Annotated in this window: 21 protein-coding genes and 2 pseudogenes; 15 read left to right on the top strand and 8 right to left on the bottom strand. The window is 71.6% G+C overall.

Annotated features, from left to right (window positions below):
- Positions 1–17 precede the first annotated feature (17 nt).
- Positions 18–920 carry an RNA polymerase sigma factor SigF gene (locus OG867_RS01045; RefSeq protein ID WP_328903798.1) on the bottom strand — a complete coding sequence of 301 codons (903 nt, stop codon included), beginning with the start codon at positions 918–920 and terminating at the stop codon, positions 18–20.
- A gap of 203 nt (positions 921–1123) precedes the next feature.
- On the opposite strand from OG867_RS01045, the gene OG867_RS01040 reads away from it, so the two are divergent.
- Positions 1124–2608, top strand: a complete 1485-nt coding sequence (locus OG867_RS01040) for an SDR family NAD(P)-dependent oxidoreductase (RefSeq protein ID WP_406281630.1) — start codon at positions 1124–1126, stop codon at positions 2606–2608.
- Between the two features lie 345 nt (positions 2609–2953).
- Entirely contained in the window at positions 2954–3130 is a 177-nt protein-coding gene (locus tag OG867_RS01035; protein ID WP_406281627.1) for a hypothetical protein, read from the top strand.
- Between the two features lie 143 nt (positions 3131–3273).
- On the opposite strand, the pseudogene OG867_RS01030 reads toward OG867_RS01035, so the two are convergent.
- Positions 3274–3360 (bottom strand): annotated as a pseudogene (locus tag OG867_RS01030) (fluoride efflux transporter CrcB); the annotation flags it as partial.
- Positions 3361–3370: 10 nt separating this feature from the next.
- Positions 3371–3517, bottom strand: a pseudogene (locus tag OG867_RS01025) (CrcB family protein); the annotation flags it as partial.
- A 197-nt stretch (positions 3518–3714) separates the two neighbouring features.
- On the opposite strand from OG867_RS01025, the gene OG867_RS01020 reads away from it, so the two are divergent.
- The 9 genes from OG867_RS01020 to OG867_RS00980 are packed head-to-tail and all read left to right on the top strand — an operon-like array spanning position 3715 to position 11843.
- A complete protein-coding gene (locus OG867_RS01020; protein WP_406290692.1) occupies positions 3715–4674 on the top strand; it encodes an urea transporter in 960 nt (319 codons plus the stop codon).
- Positions 4675–4705: 31 nt separating this feature from the next.
- Positions 4706–5011: an urease subunit gamma gene (locus OG867_RS01015; protein ID WP_406281624.1), complete on the top strand. Its 306-nt coding sequence runs from the start codon at positions 4706–4708 to the stop codon at positions 5009–5011.
- Positions 5012–5013: 2 nt separating this feature from the next.
- Positions 5014–5880 carry a cobalamin biosynthesis protein CbiX gene (locus tag OG867_RS01010; RefSeq protein ID WP_406281621.1) on the top strand — a complete coding sequence of 289 codons (867 nt, stop codon included), beginning with the start codon at positions 5014–5016 and terminating at the stop codon, positions 5878–5880.
- Positions 5877–6353: an urease subunit beta gene (locus tag OG867_RS01005; protein ID WP_406281618.1), complete on the top strand. Its 477-nt coding sequence runs from the start codon at positions 5877–5879 to the stop codon at positions 6351–6353. The genes OG867_RS01010 and OG867_RS01005 overlap by 4 nt, the downstream gene beginning before the upstream one ends.
- Positions 6353–8077: an urease subunit alpha gene (ureC, locus tag OG867_RS01000; protein ID WP_406281615.1), complete on the top strand. Its 1725-nt coding sequence runs from the start codon at positions 6353–6355 to the stop codon at positions 8075–8077. Before OG867_RS01005 ends, ureC begins: the two co-directional genes overlap by 1 nt.
- Positions 8078–8082: 5 nt before the next feature.
- Entirely contained in the window at positions 8083–8829 is a 747-nt protein-coding gene (locus OG867_RS00995) for an urease accessory UreF family protein (RefSeq protein WP_328903806.1), read from the top strand.
- A 29-nt stretch (positions 8830–8858) separates the two neighbouring features.
- Positions 8859–9479 (top strand): urease accessory protein UreG, encoded by a 621-nt coding sequence (gene ureG / locus OG867_RS00990; RefSeq protein WP_328903807.1) that lies wholly within the window; start codon positions 8859–8861, stop codon positions 9477–9479.
- 1 nt (position 9480) lies between these two features.
- On the top strand, positions 9481–10452 hold the full coding sequence (locus OG867_RS00985; RefSeq protein ID WP_328903808.1) for an urease accessory protein UreD: 972 nt from the start codon (positions 9481–9483) through the stop codon (positions 10450–10452).
- A gap of 41 nt (positions 10453–10493) precedes the next feature.
- Positions 10494–11843, top strand: coding sequence for an ammonium transporter (locus OG867_RS00980; RefSeq protein WP_406281610.1), 1350 nt, complete (start codon positions 10494–10496; stop codon positions 11841–11843).
- A gap of 4 nt (positions 11844–11847) precedes the next feature.
- Here OG867_RS00980 and OG867_RS00975 read toward each other — a convergent pair whose 3' ends face one another.
- The 3 genes from OG867_RS00975 to OG867_RS00965 are packed head-to-tail and all read right to left on the bottom strand — an operon-like array spanning position 11848 to position 14672.
- A complete protein-coding gene (locus OG867_RS00975) occupies positions 11848–13251 on the bottom strand; it encodes a lipase maturation factor family protein (RefSeq protein ID WP_328903810.1) in 1404 nt (467 codons plus the stop codon).
- Positions 13252–13284: 33 nt separating this feature from the next.
- Positions 13285–13821, bottom strand: coding sequence for a DUF1990 domain-containing protein (locus OG867_RS00970; protein WP_328903811.1), 537 nt, complete (start codon positions 13819–13821; stop codon positions 13285–13287).
- The gene (locus tag OG867_RS00965; RefSeq protein ID WP_328903812.1) at positions 13818–14672 is read right to left on the bottom strand and encodes a YndJ family protein; all 855 of its coding nucleotides are present in this window, start codon (positions 14670–14672) and stop codon (positions 13818–13820) included. Before OG867_RS00965 ends, OG867_RS00970 begins: the two co-directional genes overlap by 4 nt.
- Before the next feature lie 186 nt (positions 14673–14858).
- On the opposite strand from OG867_RS00965, the gene OG867_RS00960 reads away from it, so the two are divergent.
- Positions 14859–16013 (top strand): DUF6777 domain-containing protein, encoded by a 1155-nt coding sequence (locus OG867_RS00960; RefSeq protein WP_328903813.1) that lies wholly within the window; start codon positions 14859–14861, stop codon positions 16011–16013.
- Between the two features lie 30 nt (positions 16014–16043).
- Here OG867_RS00960 and OG867_RS00955 read toward each other — a convergent pair whose 3' ends face one another.
- On the bottom strand, positions 16044–17477 hold the full coding sequence (locus tag OG867_RS00955) for a carotenoid oxygenase family protein (RefSeq protein ID WP_406281605.1): 1434 nt from the start codon (positions 17475–17477) through the stop codon (positions 16044–16046).
- Positions 17478–17656: 179 nt separating this feature from the next.
- Here OG867_RS00955 and OG867_RS00950 point away from each other — a divergent pair, with 179 nt between their 5' ends.
- Together OG867_RS00950 and OG867_RS00945 are read left to right on the top strand one after the other, a co-directional pair.
- On the top strand, positions 17657–18259 hold the full coding sequence (locus OG867_RS00950; RefSeq protein ID WP_406281602.1) for a hypothetical protein: 603 nt from the start codon (positions 17657–17659) through the stop codon (positions 18257–18259).
- A gap of 125 nt (positions 18260–18384) precedes the next feature.
- Positions 18385–19437, top strand: coding sequence for a chitinase (locus OG867_RS00945; protein WP_406281599.1), 1053 nt, complete (start codon positions 18385–18387; stop codon positions 19435–19437).
- A gap of 71 nt (positions 19438–19508) precedes the next feature.
- Here the strand turns inward: OG867_RS00945 and OG867_RS00940 are convergent, their stop codons facing one another.
- Positions 19509–20876 (bottom strand): FAD-dependent oxidoreductase, encoded by a 1368-nt coding sequence (locus OG867_RS00940; protein ID WP_328903817.1) that lies wholly within the window; start codon positions 20874–20876, stop codon positions 19509–19511.
- Positions 20877–21149: 273 nt separating this feature from the next.
- Between OG867_RS00940 and OG867_RS00935 the strand changes: the two genes are divergently transcribed.
- The gene (locus OG867_RS00935; protein ID WP_406281596.1) at positions 21150–23216 is read left to right on the top strand and encodes a SpoIIE family protein phosphatase; all 2067 of its coding nucleotides are present in this window, start codon (positions 21150–21152) and stop codon (positions 23214–23216) included.

Raw genomic sequence — 23216 nt, 5'->3', positions numbered from 1 at the left:
TGACCGATTCGAGAGGGTCAGGCTTCCACGGACATCCCCGCCCGCAGCCGCTTGACGATACGGGCGAGCAGCCGGGACACGTGCATCTGCGAGACCCCGAGCTCCGCGCCGATCTGGGCCTGCGTCATCTCCTCGCCGAACCGCATCTGGACGATCCGGCGCTCGCGCTCGTCCAGCTGCTCCAGCAGGGGCGCCAGCGTGTGCAGGTTCTCCACGGTCTCCATGCCGGGGTCGGACTCACCGATCACATCGGCCAGCGACCGCTGCTCGTTGCCGGCGTCCGTCTCGGCGGTGGGGGTGTCGATCGAACCCGCCGAGTACCCGTTGGCCGCGACCAGGCCCTCGATGATGTCCTCCTCGGACAGATCGAGGTGGGCGGCCAGCTCGGCGACCGTCGGATCGCGGTCCAGCCGCGCCGACAGCGTCTCCTTCGCCTTCGCGAGATCGACCCGCAGCTCCTGGAGCCGGCGCGGCACGTGCACCGCCCAGGTGGTGTCCCGGAAGAAGCGCTTGATCTCGCCGACGATATAGGGGACGGCGAATGTGGCGAACTCCACCTCGCGCGAGAGGTCGAAGCGGTCGATGGCCTTGATCAGGCCGATGGTGCCGACCTGGATGATGTCCTCGGTGTCGTCACCGCCGCGGTTGCGGAACCGCGAGGCGGCGTACCGCACCAGCGAGAGATTCATCTCGATGAGGGTGTTGCGCGCGTACTGGTACTCGTGCGTGCCCTCCTCCAGCGTCTGCAGCTGGTCCAGGAACAACTTCGAGAGGGCCCGGGCGTCCTTGGGGGCGACCTTCCCGGTGTCCTCGATCCACGGCAGCTCCCCGTTCCCCGCACCGAGGGGTGCGCCGTCCTGTACGGGGAGTGTGCGCGTGTCGCCGAGGACTCCGTCGGTCCGCTCCGTCGTGGTCGCCATGATGTGTGGCCCCTCCTGCTCGCCAAGTGCTTCGCACACCGCTTGCCCCGGATTCGCGAGGCCATGCACAACTGATGCGAAACTTTTTTGCGCTCCTTCCGCCCGGCCCCGCGCTCACCCGATCGGAGCAGCACGCGGACCATGGCAAACTTGACCGAGCCCCACGCCCCCGGTGAGGCCGGCACGAGCACAGAGGAACGGCGATGACGGTGACAGAGGACGGCCCCGAGATCGTGGCCGGGACCGAGACATTCGGCCCCGGTGTCGACCCCGAGCGGCTGGCCGTCTGCCTGAGCGTGCTGGACGAGCTCGACACCATCGAGGTCGACCACCCGGACGCCATCGCGGTACGCCGGGCCACCGCCGGGGTCTACCGGACCGTGAAGCAGCGCCGGCGCCAGGAGCGCCGGGCCGCCAAGACCGCGCACGACAAGGCGGTGACCGAGGCCACCGCCACCGGCTCGGCCGAGCGGATCGACGACGAGACCCAGGGGGTCCTGCCGTCCTCGTCCGCCCGGAGCGAGATCGCCGGCATCCTCCAGCGGCCCCGGTCCTGCTACGTGTGCAAGACGCGGTACGTCGAGGTCGACGCGTTCTACCACCAGCTCTGCCAGGACTGCGCCCGGGAGAACCGCGCCCGCCGCGACGCGCGCACCGACCTGACAGGCCGCCGGGCGCTGCTCACCGGCGGCCGCGCCAAGATCGGCATGTACATCGCGCTGCGGCTGCTCCGGGACGGGGCGCACACCACGATCACCACGCGCTTCCCCAACGACGCGATCCGCCGCTTCAAGGCGATGGAGGACAGCGACGAGTGGATCCACCGCCTGAAGATCGTCGGCATCGACCTGCGCGACCCGGCCCAGGTCGTCGCGCTCGCCGACTCGGTGGCGGCCGAGGGCCCGCTCGACATCCTGATCAACAACGCGGCGCAGACGGTCCGCCGCTCCCCGCAGGCGTACGGCGAACTGCTCACCGCCGAGTCCGCCCCGCTGCCCACCGGTGAGCTGCCCGCCGCCGAGGTCATCGGCACCTTCGGCAGCGGCAGCGTCGACCGGGTCGCCGCCCTGCCCGCCGCGCGCAAGGAGGCGCTGAGCGCCCAGGAGGTCACGGACCTGGCCCTGGTCAGCGGTTCGGCGACGCCGGCCCGGATCGCCGCAGGCACCGCGATCGACGCGGGCGGTCTCGTCCCGGACCTGCACGACACCAACAGCTGGATCCAGACAGTCGACGAGGTCGAGCCGATCGAGCTGCTGGAAGTCCAGCTCTGCAACTCCACGGCGCCGTTCATCCTGATCAGCCGGCTCCGCCCGGCCATGGCGGCCACCGCCGCCAAGCACGCGTACGTGGTCAACGTCTCCGCGATGGAGGGCGTCTTCGGGCGCGGCTACAAGGGTGCGGGACACCCGCACACCAACATGGCCAAGGCCGCGCTGAACATGCTGACCCGCACCAGCGCCCAGGAGATGTTCGAGAAGGACGGCATCCTGATGACCGCCGTCGACACCGGCTGGATCACCGACGAGCGCCCGCACCCGGACAAGATGCGGCTGGCGGAGGAGGGCTTCCACGCCCCGCTCGACCTGGTCGACGGCGCCGCCCGGGTCTACGACCCCATCGTGCGCGGCGAGGCCGGCGAGGCGCTGTACGGCTGCTTCCTGAAGGACTACGCCCCCGCCAACTGGTAGGGGAGCGGGGGCGGTCGCCCCGGAGTGCGGAGACCCGGCGGGGATGATTTCCTGGCCGGGTCTTTTCCGTACGCGGTGGCTGAAAGTGACCCATGGCACACGTTCCATCGAGCGCGGACGCGCTCATTTGGTTACTCTGATGTGAACGGACGTCATCGAGGAGTCCACGAACCTTCCTCGACCGTCCTGGGACAGGCTTGTCAACCAAGTCGCCGTCCCGCCCCGTACCCGGCGCCACCGCGACCGAACTGTTCCTGCCCCTGCCCCGCATGGGCGGCTGATTCCCGGCAATGAGAACCGGAGCGTCGGCGACGCCCGGGGCTACGCGACACGAAGGAGTGCGCGGTGACGACACCGGAATTGACGAAGCAAGAGAAGCGTCCGACCGAACGGCACGCAAAGCCGGGGCGCGGCAGCGAGAAGCTCCAGAACATCGAGGTCTGGGCCAGATCCGCGCCGATCCGCCTGGCCGGTTACGAGGAGGACCTCGCCGAGCCGCACATCCTGCCCGGCATCGACTGACCCCTCGGACACGCGTTGTGGCCCGCCCCCACCGGGGGCGGGCCACAACGCGTTTCGCCGCCCCTCAGCACACCGCGCGCGCCGCGGCGGCCCCGGCGAAGGAGAGCCCCAGCCCGGCGCCGACGGTGAGCGGCAGACAGGCCAAGGCGGAACTTCGCGTCCACGCCGAGCGGATAGCGCACCGGCGCCCCCACCAGACCGCCGGCCAGCACGAGCAGCCAGTCGGTCATCACGCCTCAAGGTCCCGGTCGGCCACAGGCGTTCGGCCGCGTACCGGGCGCAGGCCCCCGCGGCCCCGCCGACCGCGACGGCCACCACGACCGGGAACTGTACGCCCGGCTGGTGATCGGGGTGGCCGTGCCGGTGCAAGCGCAGCTTCTGGGCCATCCCACGAACGCTACGGACGACGGCCGGGCGCCGAGGGCGGGGGCAGCGGCGTGCCTCCCGGGGTCTACCCGAGTGGGCTACCCCGGTCACTCCCAGCGCGAAGAAGCCAACTTTGTATGACTTCATGGCATATGACGGATGCCCTCGCGCATCCGTCGCACTCCGCCCCCCACGTGACGACGACGCTGGAGCCTGTCTTGTCCCTCGCCGAGCCGGATCTCGTCCGGAGGCTGGAGAGCCGCCAGCCGTCCGCGTACCTCCTGGCGTCACTGCGAGGCGTCGGACAGGTCGACTTCCAGGCCGGCCTGTACACCGGCGCCGCGATCCTCGCCGGTCTCTGGGCGGCGGGCTGGCAGACCGGACTGTTCGCGACGATCGGGACGCTGGTCGCCACGGCCGCCGCCTACGCGCTGGCCGTCGACCGGGGGAGCATCGCACTCGGCATGCAGGGGTTCGCCGGCTGTCTGACCGGCATCGCCCTCGTCTCCTCGCTCGGTCATCACCCGGCCACCTATGCGCTGACCGTCGTGGGCGCCGTCCTCTGCGTCATCCTCATGGCGACCCTGGCCACGTTCCTCGCGCCGTACAACCTCACGCCCATGACCGCGCCCTTCTGCCTGGTCTCCGGCGTGATGGTGGTCGGCGCCCCGTCCTTCGACCGGGTCTGGCACGGCGCCCCGGCGGCCGTCTCCAGCACGACGAGCGGCGACACCGGGATCACCTGGAACGACCTCTGGCACGCCTTCTTCAACAACGTCTCGCAGATCTTCCTGGTCGAGAGCTGGTACGTCGGACTGATCATGCTCGCCGGCCTCGCCCTGGCCGGCCTGCGCGTCGTGCTCTACGCCGCCGTCGGCAGCATCGCCGGAATCGTCGCCGCCTGGCTGCTCGGCGCGCCGACCGACCTGATCGCCAACGGCATCTACGGCTACAACGCGGTGCTCGTCGCCATCGGACTCGGGGCCGTCTTCATGGCCAACACCACCTGGACCGCGGCCTACGCGATCTTCGGCGCGATGGTCAGCACCGGCCTCACCGCCACTCTGACCTCCTTCTTCAAACCGTTCGGCGGCCACACCTTCACCTGGCCGTTCATCCTCACCACCTGGACGCTGCTGGCGGCCGTCCCCCTGCTGCCGCGCCTGCGCCGCGGCTGACCCACCGCATATCCCGAGGAAGGCACCCACGATGAACCTCGCCCCCCGCGAGATCGACAAACTGCTCGTGTACGTCGTGGCCGACCTGGCCCGCAAGCGCCAGGACCGCGGCCTCAAACTCAACTACAGCGAGTCGGTCGCGCTGATCACCGAGGCGATCCTCGAAGCGGCCCGCGACGGCAGGAGCGTCGCGGACTGCATGGAGCTGGGCCGCCACATCGTGGGCGAGGACGCCACCATGCCCGGCGTACGGGAGATGCTCGGCCTCCTCCAGGTCGAGGCGTCCTTCGTGGACGGCACCAAGCTGGTCTCCGTCCACGACCCCATCGGCGGCTGACCATGGCCGGGAACGCGGCCGTCATCGCCGTCTGCGGCCACGAAGCCGCGTACGGCGCGGCGCTGGAAGGACATCCCGGCCCGGACGTGGACATCGTCCCCAACGGGCGCGCCCTCTTCCGGGCCGTCGCCGCGCGTCTGCGCCGGGGCGAGCGCGTCGTCGTCGTCCCGATGACCCTCGGCCGCGAACCCGGGCTCGTCGCGGACGCCGCCCGTACCCTGCGCGCCGTTCCCGAAGCCGGCCGGGGAGCCGTGCTGCTCGCCGAGCCGTTCGGCACCGCCCAGCACCTCGTCGCCTGGCTGCGCGCCGCCGCCGGCCGGGTGCCCGCGGACTCCGCGCTCCTCCTCGCAGCCCCCTCCGGCGACCCCTTCGAGGACGCCGAACTCCACCGCGTCGCCGCGCTCGTACGCCGCTACGGGAGCCACGACCTGGTCGAGGTCGCCTTCGACGGCGGTGACCCCGCCCCGGCCCACGGCGTCCGGCGCTGCGCGCTGCTCGGCGCGGAGCGCGTGGCGCTGCTGCCCGCCTCGTTCGCGGCCGTGGGCCCCGGCGGCGCGGGACCCGTTCCGGTGGCGGACGCGGGCCCCCTCGTGCCGGGCCCGGCGCTGCGCCGGGTGCTGGACGAGCGAGTGGCCGACGCGCACCGGCGCTGGGACGAGCACGGCGACGACGGCATCACGACCGGCCTGGCGGCGGCCGACCACCACGGCCACGCGCACACCCACCCGCCGGGCGAGGGCCACGGACACAGCCACGAGCACGGCCAGGCGCACGGCCACCCCCACGAGCACGGCCCCGGGACCGGGCACCGGCATCACCACCCCCCGTCCGCCGCTGGGGCGGACCTTGGCATCAGGAGCATCGCATGACGTTCCGTCAGCAGTACCTGTACGGGGACGACCCCATCGAACTCAACGCGGGCCGGCGCACGGTCAAGGTCACCGTGAGCAACACCGGCGACCGTGCCGTGCAGGTCGGGTCGCACTACCACTTCTTCGAGGTGAACTCGGCGCTCTCCTTCGACCGCGAGGCGACCCTGGGCACGCATCTCAACATCGCGGCCGGCACCTCCGTACGGTTCGAGCCCGGCGGCACCCGCGAGGTCGAGCTCTGCGCGTACGCAGGAACCGGCCGGCTCACCGGCTTCAGCGGCCTGCTCAACGGCAGCCTCGCCTCCCACCCCGCACGCGTCGAAGCCGTCCGCAAGGCCATCGAACGCGGCTTCCAGGGTGCGCGGAACACGCCCGCCGCGGCCGGCTCCAAGACGGGGTCCAAGGGATCCGGCAAGGACGGGTCCAAGGGTTCCAAGGCCGCCAAGGACAAGAAGAAGGGTTCGCGCTGATGCCCATCCTGCCCCGTAAGCAGTACACCGACATGTTCGGTCCGACGGTCGGTGACCGCTTCCACCTCGCCGACACCAACCTCGTCGTCGAGGTCGAGAAGGACTACAGCGAGGGCCTGTACGGCGACGAGGTCGTCTACGGCGGCGGCAAGACCATGCGCGACGGCATGGCATCCGACCCGCAGGCCACCGCCGCCCAGGGCGCGCTCGACACCGTGATCACCAACGTGGTCGTCATCGACCCGATGGTGGGCGTCGTCAAGTGCGACATCGGCATCAAGGACGGCTTCATCGTCGGCATCGGCAAGTCCGGCAACCCGCAGACCCAGAACAACGTCGACCCGGCCCTGGTCATCGGCCCCGGCACGGAGGCCATCGCGGGCGAGCACCTGATCGCCACCGCGGGCGCCATCGACAGCCACGTCCACCTGATCGCCCCGCAGCAGGCCGAACAGGCGCTGACCAACGGCATCACCACCCTCATCGGCGGCGGCACCGGACCCACGGACGGTTCCAACGGCACCACCTGCACCCCGGGCCCGTACAACATCGGACTGCTCCTCCAGGCGGCCGAGACGCTGCCGGTCAACCTCGGCATCATGGGCAAGGGCAACGGCAGCCTGCCGGGCGCCCTGGAGGAGCAGGTCGTCGCCGGTGCCTGCGCGCTCAAGGTGCACGAGGACTGGGGCGCCACCCCGGCCGTGATCGACAACGCGCTGAACGTCGCGGACGAGCACGACGTCCAGGTGGCCATCCACACCGACAGCCTGAACGAGGGCGGGTTCTTCGAGGACACCCGCTCCGCCATCGACGGGCGTGCCATCCACACCTTCCACAGCGAGGGCGCGGGCGGCGGCCACGCCCCCGACATCCTGCGCGTCACCGGCGAGCCCAACGTCCTGCCGTCCTCCACCAACCCGACGCTGCCCTACACCAAGAACTCCGTGGACGAACTCCTCGACATGGTGATGGTCTGCCACCACCTGAGCCGCGAGATCCCGGAGGACGTCTCCTTCGCGGACAGCCGGGTCCGGGCCGAGACGATCGCCGCCGAGTCGGTGCTGCACGACCTCGGTGTGATCAGCATGTTCTCCTCCGACTCCCAGGCGATGGGCCGCATCGGCGAGTCCGTCACCCGGGCCTTCCAGACCGCGCACCACTGCAAGGACAAGCTGGGTGTGCTGGAGGGCGACTCGGAGCGCAACGACAACCAGCGGGTGCTGCGCTACCTCGCGAAGATCACCATCAACCCGGCCATCGCCACGGGCATCTCCGACTACGTGGGCTCGATCGAGAAGGGCAAGCTCGCCGACATCGTGCTCTGGCCCATCCACTCCTTCGCCGCCAAGCCGAAGATGGTCATCAAGGGCGGCCTGGTCTCCTGGGCGCAGATGGGCGACCCCAACGCCTCGCTGCCCACCCCGCAGCCGGTCACCTACCGGCCGATGTTCGGGCAGTACGGCAAGGCGCTCCAGGCCACGCATGCCACGTTCATGTCGCAGGCGGGCATCGCCGCCGGTGTGCCGGAGCGGCTCGGCCTGGACCGCAAGGTCCTGCCCGTGCGCCGCACCCGCACCATCGGCAAGCACAACATGGTCCGCAACGACGTCCTGCCGGACGTGCAGGTCGACCCGGAGACGTTCAAGGTCACGCTCAACGGCAAGGTCGCCACCATCGACCCGGCCGAGACGCTGCCCCTGAACCACCTCTACTTCCTGGTCTAGGGCCGATGTACCGCAAGGAGGGCGACATCGCGGGCGACCCCGGCCCGGCGGGGACCACGGCGGCCACCGGCCTCGGACCGCTGCTGGTCAGCCTCCAGCTGACCGACTCGGCGTTCCCGAGCGGCTTCTACACCCTCTCGCACAGCCTGGAGGGCTTCGCCCAGGCGGGCGCCGTGGACGCGGAGAGCCTGCCGGCACTGCTGGCGGACCTGCTGCTGCACGGCGTCGGCCCCGCCGACGCCACCGCGCTCGCCCTCGCCCACCGGGCGACCGCGGCGGGCGACCCGGAGACCGTGGTCCGGATCGACGAGCACCTGTTCGCCACGAAGCTGGGCCGTGAGATGCGCCAGGCCGCCACCCGGACCGGGCGCCAGCTCCTGGACCTGGGCCACGAGGTCTTCGGCCGCCCGGAGATCGGCGACTACTACGAGCGGGTCGTGCGCCGCGAGGCCCCCGGCACCCAGGCGGTGGCCGCCGGGATCGTCTACGCGGCGACCGGCGTCCCGGTCCGCCAGGCGGTCGCCGCCGACCTGTTCGCGTTCTGCGTCAGCTTCGCGGGCGCCGCCCTGCGGCTGAGGCTGACCGATCACCGTACGGCGCAGACCCTGCTCAGAGGCGCCGCGCCCGTCATCGAGACCGCCGTCGACGCGGCGCTGCGCAGGGAGCTGGACGACGTCGGCGCCACCGTCTTCGCCTCCGACGTCATGTCGGGCCGTCATGAACGCGCCGAGGCCCGCCTCTTCGCCAGCTGAGCACCCACCACGACACCCCTAGGAGCACCATGGACGACAACGTACTGCGGGTCGGCATCGGTGGACCCGTCGGTTCCGGCAAGACCGCGCTCATCGAGGCGCTGGTGCCGGTCCTGATCGCAGGCGGTCACCGCCCCGCCGTCATCACCAACGACATCTACACCCAGGAGGACGCCCAGCACGTCCGCCGCACCCTGGCCGGCGTCCTCGAACCCGAGCGCGTCGTCGGCGTCGAGACGGGCGCCTGCCCGCACACCGCCGTACGTGACGACCCGACGATGAACCTCGCGGCCGGCGCCGAGATGCTGGAGCGCTTCCCGGACACCGACACGCTCCTGTACGAGTCGGGCGGCGACAACCTCACCCTGACGTTCAGCCCGGCCCTGGTCGACCTCTTCCTGTTCGTGCTCGACACGGCGGAGGGCGAGAAGATGCCCCGTAAGCGCGGACCCGGCATCACCGACTCCGACCTGCTGGTCATCAACAAGATCGACATCGCTCAGTACGTACGCACGGACATCAACGTCATGGAGTCCGACGCCCACCGGGTGCGGGGAGACCGCCCCGTCGTCCTCACCGACTGCCTGACCGGGGTGGGCGTGGACGAGATCGCCGGCTACCTCGAATCGCGCCGCAAGGTGCTGATCTGACATGCCGCTCGCCCCGCAACGGCCGAAGGACCGGCTCACCGAGGAGTACTACACGCCCGTCCGCGTCCCCCCGGACGTGGCGGCCCTGGCCTCCGTCCCGGACACCCTGGCGCCCGGCTCCCCGGCCAAGGTCGGCATCCTCGACCTCGCCTTCGCCGTGCGGGGCGGGCGCACCGAACTCGTCGGGCGCTACCAGAAGACCCCGCTCCAGATCATGCGCCCACTGTGGATCGACCCCGCGCAGCCCGGCATGAGTTACGTGTATCTGATGGCGACCGGCGGCGGCATCGCCCAGGCCGACCGCTACCGGATGGACTTCCACTGCGGCCCCGATACGCAGGTCCACCTGACGACCCAGGCCGCGACCAAGGTCTTCCGGATGGAGCACGACTACGCGAGCCAGCGCGTCCACCTGACCGCCGAGGCCGGCAGCTACGTCGAATACCTCCCCGACCCGCTCATCCCGTTCAAGGACGCGCGGTTCTACCAGCGCACCGAGGTCACCGTCGCGCCCGGCGCCACCGTCCTCGTCGGGGACACCCTCACCGCCGGCCGGCTCGCCCGGGGCGAGCGCCACGCGTACCGGACGCTCGCCACCGACCTCCGCGTCAGCAGGCCCGACGGCACCCTCCTCGCCATCGACACCCTGCGCCTGGCGCCCGGTCGGCCGGGGAACGGGCGGCCGGGGAACGGAGTCCTCGGGCCCGGGGTGTTCGCCGGACACGACCACGTCGCCTCGCTCTTCGTGGTGACCGACCGTGTTCCCGCCGCCGGGCTCGCCGACACCCTGCACGAGGCGCTGGCCGGGCTTGGCGTCCTGTACGGGGTGAGCGTGCTGCCCCGGGACTGCGGGGCGTGGGTGCGACTCCTGGACGACAGCCCGGTCCGGGTCGCCGAGGCGCAACGGGCCGTTTGGCACGCCGTACGCCGGCTGCTGACCGGCCACCCGCCACCCGACCTGCGCAAGCCGTAGCGCTTCCCGCCCCGCCCGCTCCCTACACCGAGGTACCGCCGATGATGACCGCTCCCGCGCCCATGCCGGCGGCGTACGACTCCGGGGACACCGCCTGGCTGCTCGCCGCCACCGCCATGGTCCTGCTGATGACGCCCGGCCTCGCGTTCTTCTACGGCGGCATGGTGCGCACCCGGCACGTGCTCATGATGATCAAGATGAGCTTCGCCGCGCTGGCCTTCGGCACCCTCGTCTGGTGGGTCCTCGGGTACACCCTGGCGTTCGGGCCGGACGTCGGCGGCGCCGGGGTCATCGGGAACCTCGACCACGTGTTCATGAAGGGCATCGAGCTCAACACGCTGACCGGGGCCATCCCCACGTACATCTACAGCACCTTCCAGATGGGCTTCGCCGTCATCACCGTGGCGCTGATCAGCGGCTCCATCGCCGACCGCGCCACGATGCGGGGCTGGCTCGTCTTCGTCGTGCTCTGGCTGCTGATCGTCTACATCCCCATCGCGCACTGGGTGTTCGACAAGGACGGCTGGATCGTGAAGCACCTCGGCGCCCTCGACTTCGCGGGCGGGCTGCCGGTGGAGCTCAACTCCGGGGTCACCGGGCTCGCCGTCGCGCTCGTGCTGCGCGCGCCCCGCGACTTCGCCCGCCGCGAGGAGCGCCCGAACAACATCCCGCTCGTGGTCGTCGGTGTCGGGCTGCTGTGGTTCGGCTGGTTCGGTTTCAACTCCGGTTCCGCGCTCACCGACCAGGGCACGGCCGCGGCCGCCTTCATCAACACGCAGCTCGGCGCGGCGGGCGCCATGGTGACCTGGCCGCTGGTCGAGAAGTGGCGCACGGGCCGGGTGAGCACCACGGGCGTCGTCTCCTCCGCCGTCGCGGGCATGGTCGCCATCACCCCGGCGTGCGGTGAGATCAACACCCTGGGCGCGGTGATCACGGGTCTGGCCGTCGGGGCGGTGAGCGCGTACGCGGTCACCCTCAAGTTCCGCTTCAACGTGGACGACACGCTCGACGTGGTCGGGGTGCACGGGGTCGGCGGATTCATCGGCCTGGTCATGGTCGGCCTCTTCGCCACGGCCCGCATCAGCGGCAAGGAGGGGCTGTTCTACGGGGGTGGCTGGGGCCTGCTCGGCAAGCAGCTGGTGGCGATCGTGTCCGTGATCGCGTTCTCGTTCATCCTCACCTGGCTCATCGCCAAGGCCGTCGACCTGACCATCGGCTTCCGGGCCGAGGAGGAGTACGCGAATGTGCCCGGCGAGGAGGCGGAGCGGGCGTACGACTTCCAGACCGCCGAGCGGCTCGGCGCACTGGTCTCCGGGCGGCGGGTGGCGAGCGACGACGAACTGGTCCAGCAGATCAGCCGGTTGCTGCGGGCCCGCGAGAGCGAGAAGTAGCCGCTCACGCCCTGGTCGGGCGGAGGAAGTCGCGTACGAAGGTGCGGTGCCACCAGCAGCCGGTGGTCCGCAGCTCGTGCCAGGTCGTGTACCGGTAGCGGAAGACCCGGGCCCGCACCTGGGCGGGCGGGGCGTCCGGGAACGGGTTGTGCCGCAGCAGCCGCAGCGTGTCCCGGTCGTTCTCCAGCAGCCGCTCCACGAACGGCCCGAACCAGGATCTGGCGTACGCGGGGGAGAGCGCGGCGAACCACATCATCCAGTCGAGCCGCAGATGGTACGGGGCGAACTGGCGCGGCATCCGGCGCGGATCCCCCGGCTTGCCCTTGAAGCCGTACTCCTTCCACACCGTGCCCGGATGCACCACCGCGTCGTCCGTGCCCTCCACCACCACCTCCAGGCGGACCCGGCTGATGCTGCCGAACGCGCCGTACGTGTTGACCAGGCGCAGCGGGTCGAAGGACCGGTTCATCACCTGGCGGCGGGAGACCAGATTGCGGGCCGGACGGTAGCTGAGGACCAGGACCAGCGCGGTGACCGCGATGACCACCACCTCGTACCAGACGGGGGCGCCCCGCTGGGCGGGCGGCTCGGTCACCGGCGACCAGTCGACGGCAGGCAGCGCGAGCGTGATGGTCAGCCAGTTGAGCCAGGCGAAGTTCCCCGAGAGCACCAGCCACAACTGCGTGACGATCATCAGCCCGGCCGCCACGCTCGCCACCGGCTGCGGGGTGAACAGCAGCACCGGAACGAGCAGCTGCGTCACATGGTTGGCCGCCACCTCGACCCGGTGCGCGGGCCGGGGGAGACGGTGGAAGAACCAGCTCAGCGGGCCCGGCATCGGCTGCGTCTCATGGTGGAAGTCCAGACACGTCAGCTTCCGCCAGCAGGCGTCGCCGCGCCACTTGATGAGCCCGGCGCCGAACTCCACCCGGAACAGCAGCCACCGCAGCAGCCAGAGCACCAGCACCGGTGGCGCCGTGCCCGCGTTCCCCAGGAAGACGGCGAGGAATCCCGTCTCAAGCAGCAGCGATTCCCAGCCGAAGCCGTACCAGACACCGCCCACCTGCACGATCGACAGATAGAGCAGCCACGGCACCGCCCACAGCGCCATCGCGGCGCCCAGCGGCACCTGGTTGTCCGCCCCGGCGAGCAGCGCGACGGAGACGGCGCACCCGGTCCAGGCGACCACGGCGAAGAAGCGGTCGGAGCAGTGGAGCCGGAAGAGCCCCGGGGCGGTGCGCCAGGACGTACGCCGCAGCTCCCCGGCCGCGGGCAGCATGCCGCGCTCCCCGATCAGCGCCCGGAACTGAAGCGCCGCGGTGAGGAAGGCGGTCAGGTAGACGACGGCGAGGGCCTTCTGGAAGACCAGCCGGCCGAGCCAGTACCCGTCAGCGGTGAACCACTCCATCGCTACCAGTATGGCCCGGCCCCGCCCCCGGGCTCATCGGCCGGGCGCCTCGCGCCGCCCGCGCTCCTCCGTGACGATCCGGCGCAGCGTACGGCCGAGCCGGCGCGCGTACCACCGCTGGAGCGGCGGCACCAGCGGACCGCCGAGCCGCGAGTACCAGCGGGCGGGCCGACTGAACGCCATCACACTGAACCAGACCGTGCCGTCCTCGGCCAGTTCGGCCGCGAAGCACTCCTCGCCGCACTCGGGGTGGCCGGCCTCCGTCCCGTATCCGAACCCGATCCGCTCCGGACCGTACGCGGTCCAGATCACCCGGCAGGGGGCGGCGAGCCGCAGCGGCCCGGCCTGCACCGCCACCCGAACGGCCGTCCCCGCGTCGGCGCGTGGCGTGGACGCCTCCACACGCGCCCCCGACCCGCGGTGCATCCGGAACTCGGTGATCGCCGCCCCGGCCGCCTCGAAGTCGGCGCGGCCGCGCCCGACCCGGGTGCGGTGGTGCAGGTGGTTGTAGCCGTCGGGGAGCGGACCGAGGCGGGTGGCCCCCGCCTCCGGGTAGTTGAGGCCGCTCATCGGATGCTGCCTTCGCCGTCGTGGAGGAGGTGCAGGCGCTGCCAGGCGAGGACCGAGCAGAGTGCGAACCCCAGCGCGTTGCCCACGCCGTGGGTGGCGGCCATCCAGAGAAGGCCGGGGTGCGGCAGACCCGTCGCCTCGCCCAGCGCCCAGGTCAGGGCGAGGACCATGGTCACCGCGAGCACGGCGGCCGAGACGCCGAGCAGCAGCCGCGTGGCGCGGTCGAGTTGGGCGGGCCGGACCGTGCGCCAGGTCAGCAGCGCCACGGTCCACATCCCGGCCGTCAGGACCACTGCCCCGGCGAGTTCGGCCCAGTCGCCGATGAAGTAGCCGGCCAGCACGAACAGGGTGCCCAAGGGCACGCTGAGCGCCGCGACCCGGCCCGCAGGACCGTCGGTCACCCGGCTCACCAGACCCGCGACCAGGGCGGCGGCGAACCCGGCGAAGTGGAAGTGCGGCACGGTCAGCGCCAGGATGCCGAGACCGAAGCCGAACAGCGGGTGTCCGGCGCGTTCGGCGACCAGCGCGGTGGCGGCGACGGCCGGTGTCACCAGTGCGGTGAGCAGGGCGATCTCGGCCGGCGCCGTGGCCGGGGAACACAGGGGACCGTCACGGCGGGCGGCGCGGGGCACGGCGTGCAGCGCGAGAAGCGTGGCCCCGATTCCGTAACAGAGGGCCAGGGCCGTGGCGGCCGTACCGCGCGGCAGCCAGAGCGACACCGCGCCGGGGGCGGCGAAGACCGGCCAGAACCGTCTGATCCGGTCCAGTTCCGGTGCGTCGGCGAGCCGCAGCCCGGCCGGCACGATCACCAGCATCCCCAGCATCACGATCAGCCCGACAAGGACCGACATGGCTCACCCACCCCCGAGTTGAACGCGTTCAAATCGTTGCTGACACAGACTCTACGCCACCTTGAACGCGTTCAAGTGGGCAGGGGCATACACCTCCCGGGAAGCGGTTGGCTTGCGGCGGCGGGGGAAGTGCGGCAGACATGGAGGAGCGACCGGGAGACCGGTGACCAGGCAGGAGAACCGCCCGTGCCCTCACGCATACGCATGCGCCGCACCGCCCCCGCCCTGCTCTGCGCCGGCCTCCTCCTCACCGCGGGCTGCGCCCGGGACATCTCCGGCGGCGCCCCGGCCACGCGAACGGGCGACGCCACCGGCCCCGTCCTCCAGCCCGCGTCCGACCCCGGGACCGCCCCCTTCACCGCCTCCACCGCGGGCGGTCCGGCACTGCCCCCTCACGCCGCACGGACCGGGGCGCCCCGCTCCCCGTCGGCGCCCGGGCAGGCGCTCAAGCGCACCGGATCGACGCCCGGCCTGTACGCCGGGACACGTGCCGTCCCCTCCTGCGACGTCGAGGCGCAGATCCGGATGCTTGCCGTGGACCCGGCGCGGGAAGAGGCGTTCGCGCACACCGTGTCCGTCGCACGCGCCAAGGTCGCCGGGTTTCTGCGCGGCCTGACGCCCGTGCTGCTGCGCGCCGACACCCTGGTCACCGGGCACGGCTTCCGGGACGGCTCCGGCACCACTTACCAGTCCGTGTTGCAGGCGGGCACCGCGGTCATGGTCGACGCACAGGGGCTGCCCCGGGTCCGCTGCGTCTGCGGGAACCCGCTGGACCCGCCCACCGGCCGGGGTGACGCGGCGGCCGCGACGGGGAAGCGGTGGGAAGGGTTCGACCCGGCGCGGACCGTCGTGGTCGAGCCCGCCGCGCGGCCCGTGGCGGAGCTGGTGATCGCGGACCTGGCGCACCACAGCTGGATCGCCCGGCCGGCCGGCGACGAGGGCACCGGCGACCGCGTTCCCGAGGAGCCGCCGCCCTACACGCCCGACACCGACATCACCGGCCCGCTCCCCGACGTCACGCCGCCCGGTACGAAGCGGCCGGAGTCCCCGACGCGGTCCGCGCGACCGGAGGAGCCCACGCCGTCCAGGTCTCCGGAGGACTGCCCGACGCCCGACGTACCCGCGCCGGAGACGCCCACACCGCCGGGTGAGCCTGCGGCGGCCCGCGACGTACCCGCCCGGGCGCCGGGGGAAACGCGCTGCCCGACGCCGACCGGTGAGCCGACGGACGAGCCCTCCGGGGAGCCGTCGATGCCGGACCGGACGCCCGCGTCCGACGAGCCGCCGACGTCGATCCGGCTGCCCCGGGGCGCCGACGACGGTCCGGCCGTGCGGTGGTGAGGGGCGGCGGGCTTCAAGCCTCGGCGGGCCTCACTCCTCGGTGGGCAGCCAGTTGCCGTGGAGGCCCAGGGGGACGCGGACCGGGATGCGGACCCGGGCGACCGGGCCGGACGCCGGGTCCTCGGACGGGATGACGAGCAGCCAGCTGGTCCCGTCGGTACGGTCGGTGGCGTACGTCATCCAGTAGCCGCTCTCGCCCGGCCCGGTGCCGGGGACAGGAGCGAAGACCGGCTCGCCCACCGACAGGTCCCCGGCCCGCCACGCCACATGCGGGCCGGAGGGGTCGTTGCCGTCGTACCAGCGCAGGGTGTCGTACTCGCCCGGCAGCAGATCCAGGCTGCCGGAGTCCGAGGCCACGGCCAGCTGGTGGTGGCGCCTGCCGATCAGCCGGTCGTCGGTGCGGGGGAGCTCCATCCGGACGTCGTCCAGCACGGTCCGGCGCATCGTGCCCGCGACGGGATCGATGACCGCGCGCACCAGGCCCGCGTGGTTGGGCCCCGCCCCCTCGGCGGGCGCGCCGAGCGACAGGCGGGTCCACTGCACGTAGTCCAGCACCACATCGCCGCCGCCGGGCTCGGTGTCGAACGCGTTCACCGTGTGCCACAGCCAGAAGGCGTCGTCCGACGCCCAGCGCACCGGGCCGCCGTCGCGCGGGATCAGGGCGAGGCGGGTGCCGCGTTCGGGGCGCCAGTCGAGCATGGAGCCGCCGTTCATGGCCGCCGCGATGTCGAAGAACACCGGTGCCAGCACGACCACCAGGAAGCGCGGGGTGATCGCCATGTCGTGGATCATCATCGGCTCGTCGGCCCCGTCCACGGGGGTGGGGCCCCGGAGCACGTCGCCCTGCGGGCCGATCGCGGACCAGGTGAGGTAGGGCGGCTCAAGCCCGTAGCAGAACACCAGCATCTCGCCCGTGACCGGGTCGGTCTTCGGATGCGCGGTGATGCCCGCCGGCAGCGCCCCGCCGAATGTCTCCTTGCCGACGGTCGCCAGCTCGGGCGTCATGAGGAACGGGCAGTCGGACTCCGCGAGCGCCAGCAGCCGTCCCGCGTGGCGCACCACGTTGATGTCGGGCATGTCGCGGAAGGTGCCGGCCAGCTCCGGTCCGACGTCCGGCTCCTGCGGCAGGATCATCGACTCGATGCCGCCCCACAGCGCCCGCCCGGCCCGCTCCTCGGCGACCACGGCGGGTGTCCGGACGAACCGGTTGCGGTAGCGGGCCCGGCCGTCGGAGATCCACACGCCGTGCAGCATGCCGTCGCCGTCGATCGGGTAGAGGTACGAACCGATCGGCGTGAAGCGGGGGTTGGGGCCGTTGCGCAGGAACACCCCGTCCAGCTCGCCGGGCAGTGCCCCCGTCACCTCAAGGTTTGCCTCGTCGACCTCTTCGGTCACGGGGGCGAAGCGCCCCGAGAGATGGACGACCCGGCTCGGGTCGAAGGCGTGTGCGGCATGTGCGGCCATGGCGGCCTCCCTTGCCGGGACGTGGGGGCGCGCCCGGATGCGGGCCGGGCTGACTCCTCATTGAATCCCCGGCCCAGGACCGCCGCAACGTGGGTCGCGGCGTGCGAAGGGCCGTCCCCGGGCCCACCATGGAAGACGCGGCAGATCGCCGCGCCGGGCCACACCTTCGGAGGTGTCCGGTGTCCGAAACCGAAACCCGCTCCGGGCGGCGGACGGGGAACCTGTTCTTCGCGTTCGCGCCCTGGATCATCTTCATCGTCGTCGCCTCTCCCAGTACCTGGGAGTACGCCGCACTGGCCGGCCTGGTGGCCGCCGTGGTGCTCAACCTGCCTGACATGCGCCGGGGTTCCTTCAAGATCCTGGAGGTCACCGGCATCGTCTTCTTCGCGTTGCTGAGTGTCCTGGCGCTGTTCCTGGACCGTCAGGACCTGGACTGGGTCGAGAGGTACGCCCAGGTGCTGTCCAGCGCCGTGATCGCGGTGGTGGCGCTCGGTTCGCTGGCGTTCGTGCCGTTCACCGAGCAGTACGCACGTGAGTCGACGCCCCGGGAGGTGTGGGGCACACCGGTGTTCCGCCACGTCAACCGGGTGCTGACGCTGCTGTGGGGCGCGGTCTTCGCGGCCACCGCCCTGCTGGGCCTGCTCGCGCTGCACACCTCGTCCGGGCGCGACTGGTTCAACTGGATCATCCCGGTCGTGCTGCTGGTGCTGGCCGTCCGGTTCACCGAGAAGTACCCGGACCGGGTGCGCGAGCGGTCGCGCCACGCGCACGCCTCCCCATGAAGCACACCGACCCCACTTTGGTCCAGACCTATTGACGGGAGGTCTGGACCACTTTACGTTGGGCGGCGTTCGCGATTCCGCTTGCGTGTTGTCAGGGGCATGCCATTTCAGGAAGAGGTCCCGCCATGTTCGGTCGCACATCACGTCTGCTGGGGGTCGGCCTGGCGGCGGCGTGCATCGTGCAGATGCTCGTCGGCGCGACGCCGAGCTCCGCGCAGGAGGACACCTGTGCGGTCAAGTCGAAGCCCGCGGGCAAGGTGCTCCAGGGCTACTGGGAGAACTGGGACGGCGCGTCCAACGGGGTGCACCCGCCGCTGGGCTGGATCCCCGTCACCGACAGCCGCATTCCGCAGCACGGCTACAACGTGATCAACGCGGCCTTCCCGGTCATCCTCTCGGACGGCACCGTCCTGTGGGAGGACGGGATGGACTCGACCGTCAAGGTGCCGACCCCCGCCGAGATGTGCCAGGCGAAGGCGTCCGGGCTCACCACCCTGATGTCGATCGGCGGCGCCACCGCCGGCATCGACCTCAGCTCCACCGCCGTCGCCGACCGTTTCGTGGACACGGTCGTGCCGATCCTGAAGAAGTACAACTTCGACGGCATCGACATCGACATCGAGACCGGTCTGACCGGCACCGGCGACATCAGCCGGCTGTCCGCCTCGCAGGCCAACCTGATCCGCATCATCGACGGCGTCCTCGCGAAGATGCCGTCGAACTTCGGCCTGACGATGGCCCCCGAGACGGCCTACGTCACCGGCGGCAGCGTCGTGTACGGCTCGATCTGGGGCGCGTACCTCCCGGTCATCAAGAAGTACGCGGACAACGGCCGGCTCTGGTGGCTGAACATGCAGTACTACAACGGCAGCATGTACGGCTGCTCCGGCGACTCCTACTCCGCCGGCACCGTGGAGGGCTTCACCGCCCAGACCGACTGCCTCGACAAGGGGCTCACCATCCAGGGCACCACGATCCGGGTGCCCTACGACAAGCAGGTCCCCGGTCTGCCCGCCCAGCCCGGCGCGGGCGGCGGCTACATGTCGACCGGCCTCGTCTCCCAGGCGTGGAACCACTACGGCAACAGCCTCAAGGGCCTCATGACCTGGTCGCTGAACTGGGACGGTTCGAAGAACTGGACCTTCGGCGACAACGTGAAGGCGCTCCAGGGGCGCTGACCCCGCAGACCCCCCTCAGGGCGACGGCCCCGCACACCCCTTCCGGGATGTGCGGGGCCGTCGCCGTGGTGTCAGTGGCCGGCCTCGGAGGCGTCCAGCATCGCCTCTCGCTCCACGACCTTGACGCGCTCGCGGTCCTGCTCGGCCCCGAGGGCGCGCTCGTGCGCGTCGAGGCGGTACCAGCCCTCACGGGTGGTGTAGCGGATGCCGCGCTCCTCCAGGAAGGCGGTGACGGCCTCGGGCTCGGGCCGTGCCGGGGCGGGCAGCCGCCCGGCGGCGTGGTCATCCAGCAGGCAGGCGACCGTCTCGTTGGCGTCGCCCTTGGTGTGGCCGATCAGGCCGACCGGGCCCCGCTTGATCCAACCGGTGACGTACACCGACTCCATCGGCTCGTCGCCTTCGAGGACCCGGCCCGCGGCGTGCGGGACCGTGCCGGACGCGACGTCGAACGGCAGCTTCGGCAGCTCGCGCGAGTAGTAGCCCACCGCCCGGTAGACGCTCTGGACGTCCCAGTCGTGGAAGGTGCCGGTGCCGCGCACGTTGCCGGTGCCGTCCAGCTCCGTGCGCTCGGTGCGCAGACCGGTGACCCGGCCGTCCTCGCCGGTGATCTCGACGGGGGACTCGAAGAAGTGCAGGAAGAGCTTGTGCGGCCGGTCGCCGATGTCGCGGATCGCCCAGTTCTCCAGCGTGGAGGCGACCATGTTGGCCTGCTTGTTCCCGCGCCGGGTCTCGATCGATCCCGCGTCGTAGTCGATGTCCTCGGGGTTGACGATGACCTCGATGTTGGGCGAGTGGTCCAGCTCGCGCAGCTCCATCGGGCTGAACTTCGCCTGGGCCGGGCCGCGCCGCCCGAAGACGTGCACCTCCAGCGCCTTGTTCGCCTTCAGGCCCTCGTGGACGTTCGCGGGGATCTCCGTCGGCAGCAGCTCGTCGGCGGTCTTCGCGAGGATGCGGGCCACGTCCAGGGCCACGTTCCCGACGCCCAGCACGGCGACCTTCTCGGCCTCCAGCGGCCAGGTGCGCGGGACGTCCGGGTGGCCGTCGTACCAGGAGACGAAGTCGGCGGCCCCGTAGGAGCCGTCCAGGTCGTGGCCGGGGATGTCGAGCGCGCGGTCCGCGTCGGCGCCGGTCGAGAAGATCACCGCGTCGTAGAACGTGCGCAGCTCGTCGAGGTCCAGGTCGTTCGGGTAGTCGACATTGCCGAACAGGCGCAGCTGAGGCTTGTCCAGCACCTGGTGCAGCGCCTGCACGATGCCCTTGATGCGCGGGTGGTCGGGCGCCACGCCGTAGCGGATCAGGCCGAAGGGGGCGGGCATCCGCTCGAAGAGGTCGATGGAGACGCCCGGATCGGCGGCCGTGTCGGATTTGAGCAGCGCGTCCGCCGCGTAAATGCCGGCGGGACCGGCTCCGACGATGGCGACGCGGACGGGGCGTGTCATGGCGAGCTGTTCCTTCGAACGGGCGAGCAGAAGCGGGGCCGGTTGGTAAGGCAAGGCTTAGTCGACCCCGTCGCACACGTTAGCCGCTGCTCGGACCCGCTTTCGGGGCGGGGCGGCGTTACTGGACGGTATTCGGGCCTTTCCCCCGCACGGGTAGGCCGGGAATCCTTGTGATGTGGGCCTCCGACACGCTCCGTGAATGTGTCCTATCGCACGTTCATCAAATGGACGGTTCAGTCGAAGAATCGGACAAATAGTGGCAGAGTGACGCACATGGATGATCGGGTAGCGGGTGCCCTGTCACTCCCGGACGACTGGCCCGCCCACCCGGATCTCAGTCTCGCCCTGAACCGAATGGGCAGCTTCGACTGGGATCTCGACAGCGGCCTCATGCACTTGGACCGGCCCGCCCTCGACGTGTTCGATCTGAGGGCCGACGAATACGACAACCGGCCCGAGACGCTCGGGCTGCGCGTGCCGCCCGACGAGGGTGTCCGGCTGGACGCCATGGTCTCGGAGACGCTGAAGAGCGGCCGCAGCAACTACGGGGCGTACTTCCGCCTCCAGTCGCGCGACGGCACCCTGCGCTGGGCGCACACCCAGGGCTTCGTACGCCGCGACGACGGCGGCCGCCCCCGCCGGATCATCGGCATCGTCAGGGAGGCCGGCCCGGAGCTCGCCGAGTCCGCCGCCCGTCGGGAGCTGGACGAGGAGCTGCGCCGCCGCACCAGCCTGGTCGACTCCACCACGGCGGCCCTGGCCCACGCCCGTACGGTCAAGGACGTCATCGAGGTCCTGAAGAACTCCGAGGGCCTGGCCCTGCTCGGCGCGACCAGCCTGGTCATGGGGCTCATCGAGGCGGGGCGCATCCACCTGGTGGCCGACGGGCCCGAGGGGTCGTTCGTGCCCGGCACCCGGTACACCCGGACGGACGACCAGTACCCGATGAGCGAGGTCGTCCGCACGCTCGGCCCCCGCTTCATCGAGTCGGCCGAGGACTTCGCCGCCTCCTACCCCGTCCTGTGGCCGCACATCAGCCACCTCGGCATCACCTCCGCCGCCTACCTCCCGCTGATCGCCCAGGCCCGCCCCATCGGCGCGCTCGGCCTCCTCTACAGCGGCAAGGACGGCTTCACCGCCGACGAGCGGAACCTGCTGCTCGCCCTCGGCAGCTCCATCGCCCAGAGCCTCCAGCGCGCCATGCTCTACGAGCAGGAGCACGACCTCGCCGAAGGGCTCCAGCAGGCCATGCTGCCGCGCCGGATCCCCGATGTGCCCGGCGCCCAGATCGCCGTGCGCTACCGCTCGGCCCGGCTCGGCCGGGACATCGGCGGCGACTGGTACGACGTCATCCCGCTGCCCGGCGGCCGGGTCGGCGCCGTCATCGGTGACGTCCAGGGCCACGACACCCACGCGGCCGCCGTGATGGGCCAGCTCCGCATCGTGCTGCGCGCGTACGCCGCAGAGGGGCACAGCCCCGCCACGGTCATGGCACGGGCCTCCGTCTTCCTGCACGAACTGGACACCGACCGCTTCGCGACCTGCACCTACGCCGAGGCCGACCTGACCACCGGCGTGGTCCAGCTGGTCCGGGCCGGGCACGTCGACCCGCTCGTCCGCGACGCCGACGGCGGCTGCCGCAGGGTGCCGTCCGAGGGCGGGCTGCCGCTCGGGCTCTCCGCCGAGTTCGGCCGGCTCGAATATCCGGTCAGCACGGTCGAGCTCGACCCCGGCCAGACCATGGTGCTGTTCACCGACGGGCTGGTGGAACTCCCGGGCGCCGATCTGGACGAGGGCACCCAGCGGCTCACCGCCCTCGTCACCAACGGCCCGCAGGACCTCGACCAGCTCGCCGACCGCCTCTGCGCGTCCGTGGACGAGCGCGGCGGCGAGGACGACGTGGCCCTGCTGCTCCTGCGCCGCAAGGCCGCCCAGGCCCCGCAGCCGGGCGGCCGGCTCCAGCAGCACGTCGCCCAGAACGACCCCGAGGCGCTCAGCTCGGCCCGCCACATGATCCGCGCGGCGGTCCGGGCCTGGGGCGCCAAGGACCGGGCCGACGAGGTCGAGCTGGCCGCCGACGAGCTGGTCACCAACGCTTTGATGCACACCGATGGCGGCGCCATCGTCACGATCCGGGTCCTCACCGGTCCCGAGCGCCGGCTCCGGGTCGACGTCGAGGACCGGTCGAGCGCTCTCCCGCGCCGCCGGGAAGCCGGCGAGGCCGGGGTCTCCGGGCGCGGCCTGCTGCTGGTCGACCAGCTCGCGGACGCCTGGGGTGTCGAGTCCCGGGGCACCGGCAAGTGCGTCTGGAGCGAATTCGTCGTTCCGCCACGCGAATGA

Source organism: Streptomyces sp. NBC_00209 (assembly GCF_045206345.1).
In the GTDB taxonomy this organism is placed as follows: domain Bacteria; phylum Actinomycetota; class Actinomycetes; order Streptomycetales; family Streptomycetaceae; genus Streptomyces.
Note: the sequence above shows the minus strand (reverse complement) of the source record. Positions and strands in the feature narration are given on the sequence as shown.

What these genes read in the sequence shown, in the direction of transcription:
- OG867_RS01045 (WP_328903798.1), bottom strand. Translation starts at nt 920, where the DNA reads ATGGCGACCACGACGGAGCGGACCGACGGAGTCCTCGGCGACACGCGC.
- OG867_RS01040 (WP_406281630.1), top strand. Translation starts at nt 1,124, where the DNA reads ATGACGGTGACAGAGGACGGCCCCGAGATCGTGGCCGGGACCGAGACA.
- OG867_RS01015 (WP_406281624.1), top strand. Translation starts at nt 4,706, where the DNA reads ATGAACCTCGCCCCCCGCGAGATCGACAAACTGCTCGTGTACGTCGTG.
- OG867_RS01010 (WP_406281621.1), top strand. Translation starts at nt 5,014, where the DNA reads ATGGCCGGGAACGCGGCCGTCATCGCCGTCTGCGGCCACGAAGCCGCG.
- OG867_RS01005 (WP_406281618.1), top strand. Translation starts at nt 5,877, where the DNA reads ATGACGTTCCGTCAGCAGTACCTGTACGGGGACGACCCCATCGAACTC.
- ureC (WP_406281615.1), top strand. Translation starts at nt 6,353, where the DNA reads ATGCCCATCCTGCCCCGTAAGCAGTACACCGACATGTTCGGTCCGACG.
- OG867_RS00995 (WP_328903806.1), top strand. Translation starts at nt 8,083, where the DNA reads ATGTACCGCAAGGAGGGCGACATCGCGGGCGACCCCGGCCCGGCGGGG.
- ureG (WP_328903807.1), top strand. Translation starts at nt 8,859, where the DNA reads ATGGACGACAACGTACTGCGGGTCGGCATCGGTGGACCCGTCGGTTCC.
- OG867_RS00985 (WP_328903808.1), top strand. Translation starts at nt 9,481, where the DNA reads ATGCCGCTCGCCCCGCAACGGCCGAAGGACCGGCTCACCGAGGAGTAC.
- OG867_RS00980 (WP_406281610.1), top strand. Translation starts at nt 10,494, where the DNA reads ATGATGACCGCTCCCGCGCCCATGCCGGCGGCGTACGACTCCGGGGAC.
- OG867_RS00975 (WP_328903810.1), bottom strand. Translation starts at nt 13,251, where the DNA reads ATGGAGTGGTTCACCGCTGACGGGTACTGGCTCGGCCGGCTGGTCTTC.
- OG867_RS00970 (WP_328903811.1), bottom strand. Translation starts at nt 13,821, where the DNA reads ATGAGCGGCCTCAACTACCCGGAGGCGGGGGCCACCCGCCTCGGTCCG.
- OG867_RS00965 (WP_328903812.1), bottom strand. Translation starts at nt 14,672, where the DNA reads ATGTCGGTCCTTGTCGGGCTGATCGTGATGCTGGGGATGCTGGTGATC.
- OG867_RS00955 (WP_406281605.1), bottom strand. Translation starts at nt 17,477, where the DNA reads ATGGCCGCACATGCCGCACACGCCTTCGACCCGAGCCGGGTCGTCCAT.
- OG867_RS00945 (WP_406281599.1), top strand. Translation starts at nt 18,385, where the DNA reads ATGTTCGGTCGCACATCACGTCTGCTGGGGGTCGGCCTGGCGGCGGCG.
- OG867_RS00940 (WP_328903817.1), bottom strand. Translation starts at nt 20,876, where the DNA reads ATGACACGCCCCGTCCGCGTCGCCATCGTCGGAGCCGGTCCCGCCGGC.
- OG867_RS00935 (WP_406281596.1), top strand. Translation starts at nt 21,150, where the DNA reads ATGGATGATCGGGTAGCGGGTGCCCTGTCACTCCCGGACGACTGGCCC.